Source organism: Janthinobacterium sp. GW460-12-1-14-LB5 (genome assembly GCF_059423585.1).
In genome coordinates, this window is the sequence record NZ_JBWKYD010000002.1 from 67,158 (window position 1) to 85,319 (window position 18,162).

An 18,162-nucleotide genomic window follows, 5' to 3' on the forward strand; every position below is an offset into this window, starting at 1 on the left:
CGGAAAATCGGACTATTCTGAAAATCGGCGCAGCTTCAGAGACCGAAGGCGCAGCGCATGAAGTCGCCCCGCAGCGCGTTGATCCACATGGCCGTGCCGGTGAAACCCAGGTGGCACCAGACGTCGTCCTGCGGCCCGCTGCCTGCCGCCGGATGCCAGAACAGGCCGCGCGACGGGTTCAGGGCGCCGGTCCGCGCCCGCCACGCCTTGGCCGATGCCGCACACGGCCCAGGCCGCCCCAGGGAAAATGCGCCCCTGCACGCCGGCCTCTGCCAGCGCCGCCAGTTGCTCTGTACTGCTGCTTTGTTATCCGCATGATGACTGCCCTGTGCCAGCATGCTCCGTCACTTCCTCGCCCAGCCAGCGCGCTACCGACTGCGCCACCCATTCGCCTTCGTCCAGAGGCAAGTCGTGTCCGGCGTCGCCGTGGATCAGGCAATCGGCTTGCCAGGCGCGCGCCAGCCGCTGCGAGCAGCGGTGGTCGACCAGTTGGTCTTGTGCGCCGGCCATCACCAGCACGGGCATGGCGGGACGGCTGGCGGGAGCGCGGTAGCGGGCGGCCGACAGCAGCTGGCGCAGCGCGTTGCGCCGGCTGACGGGGTATTCCTGCTGGAAACTGAGCCAGCCGGCCAGCAGCGCGGGGTTGCCGCCCGCATGCCGACGGCTCGTCAGGCGCAAGATCAGCGCTTCCTGGCTGGCTGCGTCGCCGGCCAGCAGCTGGCGCAGCAGGGCGCCGTAGTTTTGCCAGCGCAGGCGCCGGTAAAACGGGCTGTATGGCCGCATGCTGGTGTTGATGAGTACGCAGCGGGCGATTTCCTGCGGGTAGCGGCTGGCCCATTCGACGGCCACCATGCCGCCCAGCGACAGGGCCAGCAGGCGGTAGGGCGGGGCGATGCCGCGCGCCAGCAAGTCCTGGCGGCAGCTTTCCACCATGGCGGCCACGCGGGTGGCGCTGTCCTGCGCGTGGCGCGTGCCATTGCCGGGCAGGTCGGGCGTGACGATGCGGGCGCCGGGCAGGGCGCGCGCCAGCGTGGCGGGAAAGGTGCCCCAGTGGCGCTGTTCGCGCATCAAGCCGCGCAATAAAATCCAGGTGGGCGGGTTCATGCTTCGTACCATTGCGCCAGGGCGCGCCGGCGCTGCGCCTTGCGCAGCAAGCCTTCCGGCATCCAGCGGCCGTGGCTGCTGGCGGCGCGCATGAGGAAATCGAACCACACCAGGTGCCGGCGCAGCACGCGCTGCAGGCGGTGCGCGGCCGTGGGATTGAAGATGCTGACCCGGTTGAACAGCTGGCGCGGATTTTTCTTGACCCACAGCCAGGAGCCCATTTCCAGGGTCAGCGGCAGGAACACGCGGCCCGTGTAGCTGGTGCCGTTCAAATACAGATAATCCCACAGGTCGCCATGCGTGCGGTATTGCCGGCTTTGCGGCTCGAACACGTAGTTGTGGTTGGGGTAGCTCTGGCTGAACAGCTCTTCCAGCGCGCCGATCTCGGCCAGGTGTGCTATCGGCACCTTGGTGTGGGCGTGGGGAAACCAGATGCGGTCGCGCAAGCCGAAGCCGGAATGGCAATCGAGGGCGATGCTGAACTGGCGCGACAGCAATTCGCGCTCGACGAGGTCGCACACGGCCCGGCTTTCCTGCTCCATCGCGCCATCCGCCGCGCCCCGGAACCAGGGCAGGCGGGCGCTGTAGCGCTGGCCGCCGAGCATGAACGGCACTTTTTCGCGCGCGCTCAAGGGCGCGTTGCGCATCAGGTCCACGCCGCGCGGATTGCAGCGCGTGGCTTGCCACATGCCGCCCGGATTGACCAGCGGCATGAAGACGAGGCGCATGCTTTCCAGCTGCTGGTGCAGGGTGGCATCCCAGCGCAGGCGGGCGACCAGGCTTTCCAGGAAAGACAGGATGACTTGCGTGCCGATGCGTTCGAGGCCGTGGATGCCGCCAAACAAGCCCAGCACGGGCACGTCGGGACTCGGATTGCCCAGGGCGATGCTGTACACGGGGAATTCGCGCCCATCCATGGCGATGCTGCAGGGCGCGGCCACTTCCAGGTGGCTGCCGCCCTCGTCGATGAGGCGCTTCAGCATGGCCAGTTCGGGCAGGTTCTTTTCGATCATCAGGCGTCTGAAAGGGAAAGTGACAGCCAGTGTAGCTGAAATCATTGCCGCGCCGGCTGTCCCGCATGGCGAAATTTATTGGTGACAGGCATGTCACGAAGCCGTCATGTTTGCTGTGTAGCCTGTTGCAGTTGACGCAAGGATTGTTAATGTTGAACACCCCCAGGCGTCCTGCTTTACTTCTCACACGATAGCGACACGATAGCGATATGACAGGCAGCCCGGCATCCGTCCATGTGCTTGCGCTGGCGGGATACCTGGTTTTGCTGGGTTTCCTGGCCGCGGTGGGGCCCGTGCGGGCGCAGCCGGCCGACGGCCCCGTGCTGCAGTTCGATATCGCCGCGCAAAACCTGGGCGACGCGCTCGACCTGTACAGCCGCCGCACGGGCATCGCCGTGCTGATGGACCAGCGCTACGCGCAGCGCCAGTCGGCCGCCGTGCGCGGCGCGCATGCGGCCGGTGCGGCCCTGCAGGTCTTGCTGGAGGGCACGGGCCTGCAATCGCGCCTGTCCGACGCGCAAGCCGTCATCGTGTATGCCCCGGCCGCGGCTTCAGCGCTGGCCGCAGCGGACTTGCCGCCGGCCGCCGTCGTGGCCGCCGCCGACATCCCGGGCGCCGCGCAGGGCGGCGGCGACCACCTGGCCTATGTCAGCCGCCTGCAGCACGTGCTGCTGGGTCTGCTGTGCCGCGCGGCGCAGACGCGTCCCGGCGGCTACCGGCTGGCGCTGCAGCTGTATCTGAACCGTGCCGGCGTGGTGGACCGCGTCCACCTGCTCGACAGCACGGGCTTGCGCGCGCGCGACACGGCGATTGCGCGCGTGGTGCTGGGCATGCGCGTGGGCGCCGCGCCGCTGCCCACGATGCCGCAGCCCGTTTCCATCCTGCTGCTGCCGCAAGGGCCGGGCAGCGAAGTCGATTGCGCCCCCGGCGCGCCGGGTAGAAACGCGCCATGAGCCTGCCCGACCTGCGCACCAGGCTCAAAGGCCACCTCAGTTCGCGCTACGCCGTGCTGCGCTGGCGCCTGGAAAGGGTCGTCGGCTGCAAGCACCATGCGGCCGATGCGCTGCAGGAAACCTGGCTGCGCCTCGAAGCGATGGTGGCGCCGGGCCCGGCCGCCGCGCCCGTCCACAATCCCGACGCCTACCTGCTGCGCATGGCGGCCAATATCGCCACCGATGCCTACCGCCGCGACCGCATCATCGTCACCGAGCGCGAACGCGACGAGCTGATGCACATGGCCGATGAACCCGGCGACGACATCAGCGACCCGGCGCGCATCGTCTCGGCGCGGCTCGACGTGCAGGCGCTCGACGTGGCGCTGGCGGGCCTGTCGCCGCGCCGCCGCGCCATCCTGACGGCGGCGCGCATCGACGGCATGCTGAATGCGGACATCGCCGAGCGCTTCGGCATTTCCGTGGCGATGGTGAAGAAAGAATTGCAGGCCGCCATGCAACACTGTAAAACGTGCATGGCCGACGCCGAGGCCGTCCAGCGCAGCGATGTGTCGGGCCGCCGTAAATATTGATGAATCTCATGACTGCTCCTGACCGCGATCCACGCGACACTTTCGATACCGCCGACGGCGATGCCGACATCGGCCAGCAAGCCGCCGCCTGGTGGGCGCGGCTGCGTTCCGACGATTTCACGCAAGCCGATGCCGACGCCTTGCGCGCCTGGTGCGCGCTCAGCCCCGCGCATGCGCGCGCCTGGCGCGAACTGGGGCAAGTGTGGCAGGCGCTGGCCCCCGCGTTGGACCGTGCCGCCGATGCCGCGCCGCAGCGGGCGAACGTGCTGGCGTTCCCGGCGCGCCCCGGGCGCCGGGCCTTCCTTGGCGGCGCGCTGGCGGCCGGCGTGGCCGTGCTGGCCCTGCGTCCGCCGCTGGGCGCCTGGCCGTCGCTGCAGGAATTGAATGCCGACTACCGCACGGGCACGGGCGAACAGCGGCAACTGGCCGTGTCGCGGCAGATGACGGTGCAGATGAATACGCAGACGCGCATCGATGTGCGGGCGCCCGAGTCCATCGAACTGCTGGGCGGCGAGGCGGAAATCCTCGCCAGCGGCGCGCGCCAGCCCGTCACGGTGCTGGCGGGAGCGGGGCGCCTGCTGGCGCAGTCGGCCCGCTTCAATGTGCGTCACACGGACGACGCCGTCTGCGTCACCTGCCTGGCGGGCGCCGTGGACGTCGTCTGGCAGCAGCGGCGCGTGACCCTGGACGCGGGGCAGCAACTGGCGTACGACGAGCGGGGCGTGCAGGCCGCTACGGCCGCAGCAAAGGGCGAGGCCAGCGCGTGGCGCACGGGCGCGCTGTCGTTCGTCGGCAAGCCGCTGGCCCACGTGGTCGATGAAATCAACCGCTACCGGCCCGGTCGCGTGCTGCTGCGCAATCCCGAACTGGGCCGCCGCCTCGTGCGCATGCGATTTTCCATCGGGCAAACTGATGGCGCGCTGGCGATGATACGCGACCTGTACGGCGCGCAAATGACCAGCTTGCCAGGCGGCATCGTCCTGCTCAGCTGATTCCGGGTTTTCCTTTGACGGGCTTATTTGAAAATATTTAATAATATTTTTCAGAAAACATTATCCCTTCCGTCATCGAGCTACGTCATGGAGGCATGGACGCCTGCGCTACCGCCAGGCTCCGTTCCCTACTCTCTAGCCAGGAAACCATTGCCATGACCAAGTTTCACACTGCCCAGCGCCCCGTCCCAAACGTCGACACGGGCGCGCAGCGTAGCTCCACGCTGGGCAGCCGCTTGCGGCTCACGCCGCTCGCTTACGCGCTGACCACCATGCTGATGGCGGGCGCCTTCACCACGCCGGCGCGCGCGCAGCAGGCGTTCAGCGGCGACTGGTTCGCGGCCAAGGGCGCGGCGCAGAATACGGCGGCCAGCTCGGGCCGCCTGCCGAATGGCCAGCCGCTGCCCCTGGGCAGCCGCCCGGAGGGCCAGCAACAGCAGGCGAACCAGCAGTTGCAGCGCTCGCTCAACAACCTGAACCTGGCCGCGCGCGCCATCGCCGCGCAGCAAGCGGCCCAGGCGCAGGCGCGCCAGGCCGTTGCCGGCGGCGCCAGCGTGCCGAACGGCCTGGCGCAGGGCGGCTTGCAGGTCGACACCAACAGCCTGACGGCCGGCTGGCTCAACGCCCAGGGTCCCGTGCAGACGGTGGCGAACGGCAAGACGGCCGTGGTGGTGCAGCAGACGGCGGACAAGGCCATTCTGAACTGGGAAACGTTTAATGTGGGTAAGGACACGACCCTGACGTTCCAGCAGCAAAAGGACTGGGCCGTGCTGAACCGCGTCAACGACCCGCAAGCGCGACCCAGCCAGATCCAGGGCCAGATCAAGGCCGATGGCACGCTGCTGCTGGTCAACCGCAACGGCATCGTGTTTAGCGGCACGAGCCAGGTCGACACGCGCAGCCTGGTGGCGGCCGCGGCCCGCATCGGCGATGCGCAATTCCAGAAAAACGGCATCTACAGCGCCGGCACGGCCGGCGCCACGACGTTTACGGACGCGGCCGGCAAGGTGCAGGTGCAGGCGGGCGCGCGCCTGGCCAGCAATGCACCCAAGGGCAGCACGGAGGGCGGCGGTTATGTGATGCTGCTGGGCAAGGAAGTCCACAACGGGGGCGAGATCAGCACGCCCAAGGGCCAGGCCCTGCTGGCCGCCGGCGACAGTTTTATCATCAAAAAAGGCGTGGGCACGGACGGCAATCCGCTGTCGACCACGCGCGGCAGCGAAGTCACGCCGCAGTTTGCGGCCGGCAGCACGGCAGGCAAGGTCGTCAACACGGGCCTGATCCAGGCGCGCGAAGGCGACGTCACGCTGGCCGGGCGCACGGTGCAGCAGGACGGCGTGCTGCTGGCGTCCACCACCACGGCCACGCGCGGCACGATACACCTCAATGCCCTGGGCAGCGACGCCGCCGTCAGCGTGGGCCGCGGCGCCACCACGGCCATCGTCATCGAGGATGACGGCAAGACGACGGCGCTCGACAGCCAGCGCGACGCCATGCGCGGCCCGGCCGTGACGGGCACGGAAAACATCGTTGCCGTGAACGACCGCCGCGACCAGTCGCGCATCGAGATCGGCAGCGCCGGCACGGTGGAGTTCATGGGCGACTCGCTGACCCTGGCCACGGGCGGCCAGATCGCCGTCAACGCCGCCAGCCGCAGCCTGCTGCGCGACGGCGCCCAGCTCGACGTTTCCGGCGCCGTCGGCGTGAAGGTGGCCATGGAAGCGAACAATGTCGAGATCAATGTGCAGGGCAACGAGCAGCGCGACGCGCCCGTCAACCGCGATGGCAAGGCCTTGCTCAACAGCAGTATCTGGGTCGACCGCCGCAAGCTGGTGTTTGTACCGAAGGGCACGAACGGCTACGACAGCGACCGCTGGTACACGGCCGGCGGCTTGCTGGAAGTGGCCGGCTACCTGGGCACGCAGGGCCATTCCGTCAGCGAATGGATGGCGCAGGGCGGCACGGTCAGCTTCGGCGGCAAGGATGTCGTCACGCAGCTTGGCTCCGCCATCAACCTGTCGGGCGGCACGCTGGACGTGCAGACGGGCGCGCTGCGCCAGACCTGGCTCAAGGGCGCGGACGGCAAGCTGTATGAAGCGGGCAGCGCGCCGGCCGACCTGGCGTATGCGGGCGTGTACAAGGGTTACGAGGAAGAGCACGCGCGCTGGGGCAAGGATGCCAGCGCGTTTTACGCCAGTCCCCTGATCGCCGCGCAAAAACGCCTGGAAAACGGCTACACGGTGGGCCGCGACGCGGGCAAGCTGGTGGTTGCGACGGGTTCTGCCGTACTGGAAGGGGGCATCGCGGGCGAGGTCTTCCAGGGCGAGCGCCAGACGCAGGCGCCGCAGGCCCTGCTCGACGGCTACCAGCAGTCGCAGTTCGCCGCCGCGCAGCGGGGGCAGCTGATCGTCGGCCAGTACCAGCCGATGTTCGACAAGCGCACGGGCGTGCTGCAGCATGCGCTGTCGGCCGTCATGGACGAGGTGCGCCTGACGCGCGTGCAGGACGGCATCGCCGCCGGCCTCGACGTGACAGGCGTGCTGGCGCCCGAGCGCCAGGGCAAGCTGCTGCTCGACACCAGCTTGCTCAATGAACAACATCTGGGCGCCATCCGCCTCGCCGCGAAAGGCGCGATCACGGTCGACAGCGCGCTGCAGGTGGCCGATGGCGGCAATATCACCCTGTATGGCAAGGACGTGGCGATCAACGCCAGCCTGCGCAGCCATGGCGGCAGCATCATGGCCGGCAATGTGCTGAACCAGGTCGGCGCGCTGGGCATGGTCGATACGGTCGTGAACCCGGGCGGGCTAGCGGGCCAGCTGGTGCTGGCCGACGGCGTCACGCTCGACACCAGCGGCCTGTTGAATAACGTGCTGCGCGACCCGCTGGCCGCCGCCGGTTTGCCATATATCAATGGCGGCAATGTCACGCTGCGGGCGAACGGCGACGTGCGCATCGGCAGCGGCAGCCTGATCGACGCCGGCTCGGGCGCGGCCATCCTGTCGCAGGCGAAACAGCAGGGCGGCAAGGGCGGCAACGTGACCCTGGCCAGCTATGGGGCCAAGGCCGACCTGGTGCTGGGCGAGGGCGCGCAGCTGCGCGGCCATGGCGTGACGGGCGGCGGCAAGCTCGAATTGCAGGCGAACAAGATCGTGATCGGCGAAATTGAAAAACCCGGGGCAGGCACTTTGCACCTGGGCGGCGACTTCTTCGACAAGGGCTTTTCCAGCTACAGCCTGCTCGGCAAGCAGGGCTTGACGGTGGCGGACGGCACGCAAGTCGACGTGCGCATGCCCGTGCTGCGCGTGGTGGACAATGAAAAACTGGCCTTGTGGACGCCGGAGCAGGTCACGGAAAATCCGCTCAAGGGCACCTTGACGCAGCGCAAGGGTGCCAGCCTGGCCCTGCAGGTGGGCGATATCCAGTCCGGCGCGGCCGACATGGCCAGCGCCGAGCTGCTGATAGGCAAGGGCGCCGTGGTGAGCGTCGATGCGGGCCAGTCCATCAAACTGGCCAGCGTGGGCCAGCTGACGGTGGAAGGCCGGCTGAACGCGTGGGGCGGCAAGATCAGCCTGGGCGGCGTGGGCGTCGACGTGAACGTGTCCGAAGCGGTGGAAGCGGCCGGGCATGGCCGCTCCCTGTGGATAGGCGAAAACGCCGTGCTCGACGTGGCGTCGCGCGCCGTCACGGCCACCGATGCGCAGGGCCGGCGCTACGGCAAGGTGACCGATGGCGGCAGCATCGTCATCGGCGGCGAGATCGACCATGCGCAGGGCAGTACGTCGGCCGCCAGCCTGTTCGTCGTCGTGCGCGATGGCGCCGTATTGGATGCTTCCGGTGCGCACGCCGTGCTGGACGTAAACGGCGCGGCCATCGACGTGGCCAGCGCGGGCGGCAGCATTGCGCTGGCGTCGAACAACGGCTTGTACCTCGATGGCCAGCTGCTGGCCCGGGCGGGCGGCGCGGGCGCGGCGGGCGGCAGCCTGTCCGTGGCCACGGGCACGCCCGTCTACCTGAAAACGCTGGCGACGGACAAGGTGCTGCAGGGGCGCCAGCTGGCCTTGACGCAGAGCAAGGTTGCCAGCGACCTGGCCGGCGGCGTGCATGCGCAGGACGCGGCACCGCTGCTGCAGTATGGCCATGGCCGCTACTCGGTGGAGCAAGTGGAGGCGGGCGGCTTCGGCAACCTGTCCCTGCTGGGCGCCGCCTCCTTCGATGGCGACGTGTCGCTGACGCTGCAGCAAAGCTTCCAGCTGTACGGTGCGCCCGTGCTGGCGCCAGGCAGCAAGCCCGGTGCGAAGGTCGGCATCGCGGCGCCGTACGTGCGCCTGGCCAGCGTCAAGCCGGCAGGGCGCGACTACTATGTCACGCCGGGCACGGCGGGCCAGTCGCCGGTGGCCGGCCAGGTCAGCATAGCTGGCCACCTGATCGACGTGCGCGGCATGGTCAATATCGTCGCCGACGACGTGCGCCTGACGAGCCGCGGCGACCTGCGCTTCCTGCTGTCGCCGCTGGGATGGGATGGCAACCAGGCGACGACGGTACTGTCCACGCCGGGCGACATGACCCTCAGCGCGGCCCAGCTGTATCCGGAAACGGGCGCCGGCGCCGCCGTGCGGGCCGGTTATGGCAGCATCAATGGCAAGATCGGCTACGATCCCGCCCATGCCCTGCACATCGCGCGCACCACCGACAGCGTGCCGGCCATGCCGTATTCCGCCTTCGGCTCGCTGGAACTGGAGGCCGCGCACATCGAGCAGGGCGGCGTGGTGCGCGCGCCGCTGGGGCGCCTGGCCATCGGCGCGGCACGCTATGACAATGACAAGAGCCTGACCGTTAATTTGTTGCCAGGGAGTATCACCTCCGTCAGCGGTGCCGGCCTGGTCATGCCGTATGGCGGTACCGTCGATGGCCAGAACTGGAACGTGGATGGCAAGTTGACCTCCCTCATGGGCGTGGGCGGCTTCAATGCGCAGGGCGCCCTGCGCCTCGGCGTGGAAATGGCCGGCGTGGCCGTGGACGTGCGGCCGGGCGCGCTGCTGGACCTGTCCGGCGGCGGCGAACTGACGGGCGCCGGTTTCATCGCCGGCCGCGGCGGCTCCACCGACGCGCGCTACCATCCGCTGGTACAGGTGGGCGCAAACGGCGGTTTTGTCCTGCCGGGACTGGCCACCAACCCCGTGTACGCCATCGTGCCGGGCGTGCAGGCGCCGCAATCGCCTTCGGGCGGCGACAAGGCGGCATCCGATGCGGCCGTGGGCCGGCAGGTGACGATAGGCAATGGCGTGCCGGGCTTGCCAGCCGGCACCTACACCCTGATGCCATCGACCTATGCCTTGCTGCCGGGTGCCTTCCGCGTGGAACTGAACGGCCTGGCAGGCCAGGGCAGCGCCGGCACGCTGGCGCAGCAGCTGCGCAACGGTTCCTGGGCGGCGCCTGGCACACTGTCGATCGCCGGCACGGACATCCGCGCGCCGCTGGCCAGCCAGCTGATACTCACGCCGGCCAAGGTCTTGCGCACGTACTCGCAGTACAACGAAACAGGCTATGCCGCGTTTGCCCTGGCCGATGCGCAAACGCGTGGCATTCCCCGCGCGCAGCTGCCATCCGACGCCAAGACGCTCAAGCTGACCCTGGCGCAAGGCGGCGGCCTGGACACGTTCCAGTTCAATGGCACGGGCAAGTTCGCCGCAGCCGAGGGCGGCTATGGCGGCAGCGTGGTGCTGATGCCGAACATTAACTCCGCTGGCGTGATTGAAATCCTCGCCGACGGTGCGCCGGCCACCAGCGGCGCCGGGCAGGTCAGCGTGCGCGCGTCAAGCCTGAACAATATCGGCGCGGCCCGCATCGTGGTGGGCAATTCATCGACGGTGGAGTATGGCCAGGGCGGCAATTACGTGAATTTCGGCGTCAACTCGGCGCGCGCCATCTACCTGCGCGCGGGAGCCGTCCTGTCGGCGCCCGAGGTATTCCTGGTGGCCCAGGATCCTGGCAATTATGAATTGGGCGATGGCTTGATCGATATCGCCGCCGGCGCCGGCATCAACACTGTGGGGCGCGGCAAGGCCGCGTATGACGCCAACGACGGCTTCATCTACAAGAGCCGCCCGGATGTGCACGTGCTGGCCGCCTCGAACGGTTTGCTCAATGTGGCGCCGGTTGGCGGCGCGACGCGCGGCGGCATCCGCATCGGCGTATGCGACGACGCTTGCGCGGGCACAGGTACGGGCACAGCGGGCCTGTACTCGGAAGGCACCTTGCTGCTGTCGACCACCGGCAGCTTCCAGCTGGACGACACGGCGCGCTATGGTACGCGCAACCTGAGCCTGGCCGTGGGCGCCATCAATATTGGCTCGAACGAGGCGCTGGCGGCGGCCCAGGCCAGCGGCACGCGTTCCACCGGCCTGGCGATGAACCAGGGCTTGCTGGACCGCCTGCTGCGCGGCGATACCAGCACGGGCGCGCCGGCCCTGCAGGCGCTCATGCTGAGCGCGGCCGACAGCGTCAATTTCTATGGCGACGTGGTGCTCGATACCTATGACAAGGGCACGGGGAAATCGACCTTGGAGCGCCTGGTGCTGACCACGCCCGCCATGTATGGACAGGGCGGCGCCGATGCCGTGGCGACCATCCGCACGGCTAACCTGATCTGGGGTGGCGCCCTGTCGCCGGCCGGCAATGTGATTACGCGCGGCGCCGGCACGGGCAGCGGCACCCTGAACCTGGAAGCGGAGCGTATCGATTTCGGCTTCGGCCCCTTCACGCAGCCGGCCGGCGTCGCCTCGTTCGACCGCCTGGCGCTGGGCTTTGGCAACGTCAACCTGAAAGCGTCGGGCCAGGTGACGGCCAATCACAAGGGCAGCCTGTCCGTCTACCAGGCGCAGGGCGCCTATGAAACGGGCAAGGGCTACCAGTACAGCGGCGGCAACCTGAATATCAGCACGCCGCTGCTGACGGGCGACGCAGGTTCCGCGCACAGCTACACGGCGGGCGGCGCGCTGACGGTGGCGGCGCCGGCGGGCGCGGCGCCAGCGGCCCCCGTCAGGAATAACGCGGCGCTGGGCGCGCAGCTGGCGCTGAACGGCGACAGCGTCACCGTCGCAACGGCCGTGGTGTTGCCTAGCGGCAAGCTGACCATTAGCGCCCAGCACGACATCAGCGTGGCCGACGGCGCGCGCATCGACATGGCGGGCCGCAAGTCCACCTTCTTCGACGTGGACAAATACAGCTGGGGCGGCGACGTGACCCTGGACAGCCGCGCCGGCGATATCCGCGCAGCCAGCGGCGCCGTGATCGACCTGTCGGCCGAGAACAACCGCGCCGGCAGCCTGAAAGCCGTGGCCCTCGATGGCGCGGCCGGCATGGTGGACTTGCAAGGCAGGATACTGGGCGGCGCCAGCGGCAGCTACGACGCGGGCGGCACCGTCGTGCCATACAAGAAGGGCAGCGTGGACGTGCGCGCGCAGACGCTGGGCGCGGGCGGCACGCTGGACAGCCAGTTCGCGTCGCTGAACACGCGCCTGACGGAAGGCGGCGTGACGGGCGGGCGCAGCTTCCAGCTGAAACAGGGCGACTTGACCATCGTCAATGAACTCAAGGCGGGCGAGGTGCAGGTGTCCGTCGACAATGGCCGCCTGACGGTGGCCGGCGTGATCGACGCCAGCGGCGAGCGCGTGGGCAGCATCCGCCTGGCCGGCAAGCATGGATTAACCTTGGCCGGCAACGCCGTGCTCGACGCGCATGGCACGCTGTTGCGCGTCGACAGCTATGGCAAGATCATCGACAGCCCGAACCGGGCCACGGTGGAATTGAACGCGGGCGAGGGCACATTGGACCTGGCGGGCGGCGCGCAGATCGACGTGCGCCACGGCACGGCGGCCGTGGCCGGCAAGGGCAAGGGCGAACACGACGGCGCCGCGCGCGGCACCGTGGAATTGAGCGCGCCGCGCCTGGGCAGCGGCGGCGCCCATACGGATCTTGATGCGGCCACCTTCGGCGACATCGCCATTGCGGCCGGCGGCGGTTTGACGATACGCGGCGCGAAATCGATCGCCGTCAACGCCATGCAGCGCTATGACGACGCGGCGTACGCCACGGACCCGTCGGCCAGCGGCCGCCCCTACCAGGTGATCGACCAGGCATATCTTGACAGCAAGCACGCGGACAGCACGGCCTTCATCGACGCGGCGCTGGCCAACACGAACTTGCGCAATATCAAACTGGCGGGCTTGACCACGGCCGCGTATGCCGATGCGCTGCACTTGCGTCCCGGCGTCGATATCGTCAGCAAGACGCCGGACGGCGACCTGGTGGTGCGGGGCGACCTGGATCTCTCAAACATGCGCTACGCCAGCCTGAACCCGCGCTTTCACGCAACAAATGTGCGCGGTTCGGGCGAGGTGGGCAGCCTGCTGCTGCGCGCCGGCGGCGATTTGAGCATCTACGGCAGCATCAATGACGGCTTCGCGCCGCCACCGGCCACCAAGGACGACGGCGGCTGGGTCTTGCTGCCGGGGCGCGACATCAATGGCAGCGACGTCATCGTGCCGGGCAAGGGCGTGACCGTGGCCGACGGCACCTTGTTCCCGGGCGGGATCGCGCTCAATTACGACGTGCCCCTCAAGGGCTTCAATCTGCTCGCCGACACGCGCCTGCCCGTGGCCGCGACGCTGGACCAGGCCGTCACCTTGCCGGCAGGCACGGTGCTGGCGGCCGCCGTGCGCGACGGCGCCGGCAATATCGTCCACGCGGCCGGCAGCCTGCTGGCCACGGCGCAGACCTTGACAGCCGGCATGCGCCTCGACGCGGGCAGCGTGCTGGCGCAAGCGGTCAAGGTGCGCGCCATGACCTGGCCCAAGGGCGTGCCACTGCCTGGCGTGGCGGGCGAACGCTCGGTGTTCGCGCTCAATGGCCAGCTGGCGCTGGCCGTGGGGGCGCTGATCCCGTCCGGCACCGACGTCAAGCTGATGGCCGGCGTGGAATCGATCGCGCTGCGTCCGGACGTGGCGGGCAGCCAGGGCAAGCTGTGGGCCATCGCGCCCATGCTGGCGGAAGGCTCGCAAGCATGGGGCATGCGCCTGGTGGCCGGCGCCGACCTGGAGGCGGCCGACACGCGCGGCGTGCAGGCGCACCCAAGCCACGGCACCCTGCGCCTGGCCGACAGCCATTACGGCATGTATGGCATCCTGATCCCGCCGAAAGGCGTGCAGTACTGGAGCAAGGAAGCGGGAGAGCAGGGCATCGAAGGCGTCGTGGCGGGCGAGCCGATCTCCGAGGAATTCCTCAATCAGAACGGCACCACGATTGCGCAGTTCTGTGCCGACACCCCCGGCTGGTGCGATCTGAGGGTGGCCTACGTGTGGACCAAGGCCGGCGCGGAAGAGTTTGCGGATGACAACGTGAAGGCGGGCGACCTGCTTGACCCCGTGGCGCTCAAGTGGCCGACCATTTGCGAGGACAATCCCACCTGGTGCGGCCTGCCCAACGCCACGTTCGACTACAAGGCGTCGAGCCTGCGCCACAGCGTGCTGCGCACGGGCACGGGCGACCTGGACCTGGTCAGCGGCGGCGACTTGCGCGTGGACAGCCTGTACGGCGTGTACACGGCCGGCATGTCGTCCACGGCGACGTCGGCAGGCGACCCGTTCAACCAGGCACGGGCGCGCAATGCCGACGGCAAGGTATTGAACAATCCGGACGGTGCGCACGAACATCTGGTCGACGGCGGCGCCGACAGCATTTACCGCGCATGGTATCCGGACCAGGGCGGCAATCTGCTGCTGCAGGTGGCCGGTGACTTGAGCGGCTCGCTGATCGACGCGGCTACCGCCAGCAACCTGCGTCCCGTGAGCAAGGATGGCATGGCTGACTCGGTGGCAGTGGGCAACTGGCTGTGGCGCCAGGGCAGCGGTGGCGTGGCCACAGGCGGCGCGCCCCAGCCGACGGCGTGGTGGATCAATTTCGGCAGCTACGTGGCCCGCGATACCCTGGCCGATACGGTGCTGGGCTTTACAGGCTTCGGCACCCTGGGCGGCGGCAATCTGCGCGCCGACGTGGCAGGCGATGCGGGCGTGCTGGCGCCGCTGACGGGCAGCTCTTATAGTGAAAACATCAACCGACGCTCGCAGGGCTTGCTGCTGGCTGTCGGCGGCACGGGCCGCGTGCAGGCCGACGGCAGCCTGCTGCTGACGGGCGGCGGCGACCTGGACCTGCGCGTGGGCGGCGCCCTCAACCCCGCCAGCAAGCCCGGTGGCGGCCACCTGAATGGCGCGCTGGTCGACTTGCGTGGCCACGTGGAAACGTTGGCCACGCAGTTGGGCAGCGTGGCGCTGGAATACGGTACGCGCAATACGGATCACGTGCCGCTGGAAACGCGCGCCTTTGACGCCTTCCGTGCCACGCGCGCCTCGCCCCGGGGCGGCATGACCCTGGTGCCGGGCGATGCCACGTTCAACGTGGCGACGCTGGGCGACCAGGTGCTGCAGGACGTTGCCGACCCCGGCCGCGTGACCGCGTTCAATGCCACGCCGTTTACCGGCGCGGCGGGCGAGCAGGGCTTTGGCTACAGCTGGTTCAGCCTGTGGACGCCGCGCACGGCGCTCGACCTGTTCTCCGCCGGCGGCAACATGACGCCGTTGACGGCGCCGGTCGGCACGGCCACCGACCTGGCCATCGTCTATCCCTCCATCGTGCGGGCGGCTGCCGCGAATGGCAGCCTGTACTACGGCAAGACCATCGCGGATTGGGGTAGCGCGTCCGTGTATGCGGATCCTTTGGTGCTGGCGCCGTCTTCCAACGCCCAGTTGCAATGGCTGGCCAGTGATTCCATCTATGCGGGCGGCTATGCCATCAGCCAGTCCGGCGCTGCCGCCGACAGCATCGCGACGCCGTTCAAGCCTGGCTTCACGGGCTGGGATATCAAGTCTTACGTGACCAGTCCCCTGGCTAGCAATGTCTCAAGCACGGGGACGCCGGCAACGAAATGGAACTTCCCGCTGTTTGCCTTCGGCCCCAATTCCTCGGCCGGCTCCGCCAACAGCGGCACGCAAGCGGCCCGTATCTATGCCGTCACGGGCGACCTGGTGGGCGTGAATAGCGGCCGCATCCTCGCCTTTTCCGACGCCAAGCATGCGGGCATTACCTGGTACGAGGGCGGGCAGCCCGTGTGGATGAAGGCGGGCCGCGATATCGTCGGCAGCGGCACGGCGCAGCTGGAAGCCATCAATGGCCAGGCCAGCGGCAGCGAGATGCGTTTCGCCAATATCAGTAACCTGGTCGTGCACAATAATGCGTATGACGTGTCGCTGGTGTCGGCCGGGCGCGATATCCTGAACAGCTCCTTCAACGTGGCCGGCCCCGGCACGCTCGATATCAGCGCCGGACGCAACATATTGATGCAGGACAAGGGCAGCGTCGTCAGCCTCGGTCCTGTCGTCGCCGGAGATAAACGCCCGGGCGCCAGCATCGCCATGCAGGCGGGCGTGGGCGCCGCCGGTCTCGACTACCTGCGCTTCGTCAAGCCGTATCTGGACCCGGCCAACGTGGCGCAGGCGGGCGTGCCGCTGGCCGACCAGGCCGGCAAGGTGGTGAAGTCGTATGCGACCGAATTGACGACCTGGCTGAATGAACGCTACGGCTTCAAGGGCACGGCCGCCGAGGCGCAGGCCTTTTATCTGGCCTTGCCCGAGCCGCAGCAGCGCGTGTTTGCCCGCGACGTGTATTTCGCGGAACTGAAGGCGGGCGGGCGCGAGTTCAACGATGTGGACAGCGCCCGCTACGGCAGCTTCCTGCGCAGCCGCAACGCCATCGCGGCCCTGGCGCCGGCCGCCGACGCGAATGGCAAGGCGATTGCCTATGCGGGCGACATCGTCATGTACCGCGGGCTGTACGCGGTGCGCAATGATGGCGAGCAGCGCTGGGACTATTTCCCCCGCAGCGGCTACGTGCACACGAACTTTGGCGGCGACATCCAGCTGTTGACGCCGGGCGGCAAACAGGTGTTCGGCATCGAAGGCGAGGCACCGCCGTCGACCTCGGGCATCATCACCAAGGGCGGCGGCAATATCGAGCTGTTCTCGCACGGCAGCATCCTGCTGGGCCAGAGCCGCGTCATGACGACGTTTGGCGGCGATATCCTCGGCTGGTCGTCGCAAGGCGATATCAACGCGGGCCGCGGCTCGAAGTCGACCATCGTCTATACGCCGCCCAAGCGCGTGTATGACAACTGGGGCAATGTGACCCTGTCGTCCGACGTGCCGAGCACGGGCGCCGGCATCGCCACCCTGGCGCCGATCGCCGAAGTGCCGGCCGGCGACGTCGATTTGCTGGCGCCGCTGGGCACCATCGACGCGGGCGAGGCGGGCATCCGCGTCTCGGGCAACGTCAACCTGGCCGCGCTGACGGTGATGAACGCGGCGAACATCCAGGTCAAGGGCGAAGCGAAGGGCATGCCGGCGGTGGCGTCCGTCAACGTGGCCGCCATGACGAACGCCAGCGCGGCCGCCACGCAGGCCACGGCCGCCGCCCAGGACGTGGTGCAGCGCGAGCGCGCCGCCACCCGTTCGGCGCAGCCATCCGTGTTCACGGTGCGCGTGCTGGGCTTTGGCAGCGACGCCCCGCCCGACAGCGCGCAAGCGGCGCCGCAGGAGGGCGCGCGCACCGAGGCGGCCGACTACAACCCGCGCAGCGCCGTGCGCGTGCTGGGCCTGGGCCCGCTGCCGGAATCGGCCACGCGCCAGCTGACGGCGCAGGAACGCAGCAGGTTGTCGCCATGATGGCCGGCATGGCGAATGTGGCCGATGCCTTGCCCTTGCGCATGCCGGGCGCTGCCGGCATGGCCTGGTGCCGGCCCGCCATCCGGCCCCGCCGGCAGGCGGCCAACGATATGGCGCCCCTGCCGGCGCCGGGGCAGGGCGCCCGGCTGCAGGCTGTGCTGGAAAGCAATTACCGGAGCTTGCACCGGCGCCTGGCGCGCCACCTCGGTTGCGCCGAACTGGCCAGCGACAGCCTGCACGACGCCTGGCTGCGCCTGGGCGCGCTGGCGGCCGGGGATGGCGCGGCGCTGGCGCACAGCCCCGTCGCCTATGTGTTCCGCGTGGCCTGCAATGCGGCCATGGACAGCCTGCGCCGCAACCGCGCCTGGCTGTATGCGGACGAGGGCGATGGAGATGGCGCCGCCGGCCTCGTCGATTTCCTGGCCGATACGGCGGCCGGGCCGGAGCGCCTGGCCGAGCTGCAGGCCGACGTGCGCCGCCTGGCGCAAGCCGTCGAGCTGCTGCCGCGGCGCCACCGGCAAGTGCTCGAAGCGCTGCGCGTGGATGAGCTGACCCGGCAGGAAGTGGCCGAGCGGCACGACATGTCCTTGCGCAATGTCGATACGGCCTTGCGCCAGGCGCTCGACCACTGCGCCCGCCACACGGGGTATGCGGCGCAGGGGGGCGTCGGCACGACCCGGCGCGGTTTGAGGCTGAACGTTCGTTCGCGTACAGACGCGTAGGAATCCGGCCGCCAGACTGCTGCTTCGGGCTTG

At 68.9% G+C, this 18,162-nt stretch carries 8 protein-coding genes; 5 read left to right on the forward strand and 3 right to left on the reverse strand.

The window, feature by feature from the left end:
• Positions 1–35: 35 nt before the first annotated feature.
• The 3 genes from AC07X6_RS02170 to AC07X6_RS02180 are packed head-to-tail and all read right to left on the reverse strand — an operon-like array spanning position 36 to position 2,117.
• Positions 36–338: a hypothetical protein gene (locus AC07X6_RS02170; protein WP_494790084.1), complete on the reverse strand. Its 303-nt coding sequence runs from the start codon at positions 336–338 to the stop codon at positions 36–38.
• Complete coding sequence (locus AC07X6_RS02175; protein WP_494789940.1) at positions 307–1,104, reverse strand: alpha/beta fold hydrolase; 798 nt, start codon at positions 1,102–1,104, stop codon at positions 307–309. The genes AC07X6_RS02170 and AC07X6_RS02175 overlap by 32 nt, the downstream gene beginning before the upstream one ends.
• Positions 1,101–2,117 (reverse strand): M14 family zinc carboxypeptidase, encoded by a 1,017-nt coding sequence (locus AC07X6_RS02180; RefSeq protein WP_494789941.1) that lies wholly within the window; start codon positions 2,115–2,117, stop codon positions 1,101–1,103. Before AC07X6_RS02180 ends, AC07X6_RS02175 begins: the two co-directional genes overlap by 4 nt.
• 209 nt (positions 2,118–2,326) lie before the next feature.
• On the opposite strand from AC07X6_RS02180, the gene AC07X6_RS02185 reads away from it, so the two are divergent.
• The 5 genes from AC07X6_RS02185 (at position 2,327) to AC07X6_RS02205 (ending at position 18,129) form a co-directional block, all read left to right on the forward strand.
• The gene (locus tag AC07X6_RS02185) at positions 2,327–3,070 is read left to right on the forward strand and encodes a hypothetical protein (protein WP_494789942.1); all 744 of its coding nucleotides are present in this window, start codon (positions 2,327–2,329) and stop codon (positions 3,068–3,070) included.
• On the forward strand, positions 3,067–3,642 hold the full coding sequence (locus AC07X6_RS02190; protein ID WP_494789943.1) for an RNA polymerase sigma factor: 576 nt from the start codon (positions 3,067–3,069) through the stop codon (positions 3,640–3,642). Before AC07X6_RS02185 ends, AC07X6_RS02190 begins: the two co-directional genes overlap by 4 nt.
• A gap of 8 nt (positions 3,643–3,650) precedes the next feature.
• Positions 3,651–4,634 carry a FecR family protein gene (locus AC07X6_RS02195; protein ID WP_494789944.1) on the forward strand — a complete coding sequence of 328 codons (984 nt, stop codon included), beginning with the start codon at positions 3,651–3,653 and terminating at the stop codon, positions 4,632–4,634.
• A 155-nt stretch (positions 4,635–4,789) separates the two neighbouring features.
• Positions 4,790–17,407: a filamentous hemagglutinin family protein gene (locus AC07X6_RS02200; RefSeq protein ID WP_494789945.1), complete on the forward strand. Its 12,618-nt coding sequence runs from the start codon at positions 4,790–4,792 to the stop codon at positions 17,405–17,407.
• Entirely contained in the window at positions 17,404–18,129 is a 726-nt protein-coding gene (locus tag AC07X6_RS02205) for a sigma-70 family RNA polymerase sigma factor (RefSeq protein ID WP_494789946.1), read from the forward strand. Before AC07X6_RS02200 ends, AC07X6_RS02205 begins: the two co-directional genes overlap by 4 nt.
• The last annotated feature ends 33 nt before the right edge of the window (positions 18,130–18,162 follow it).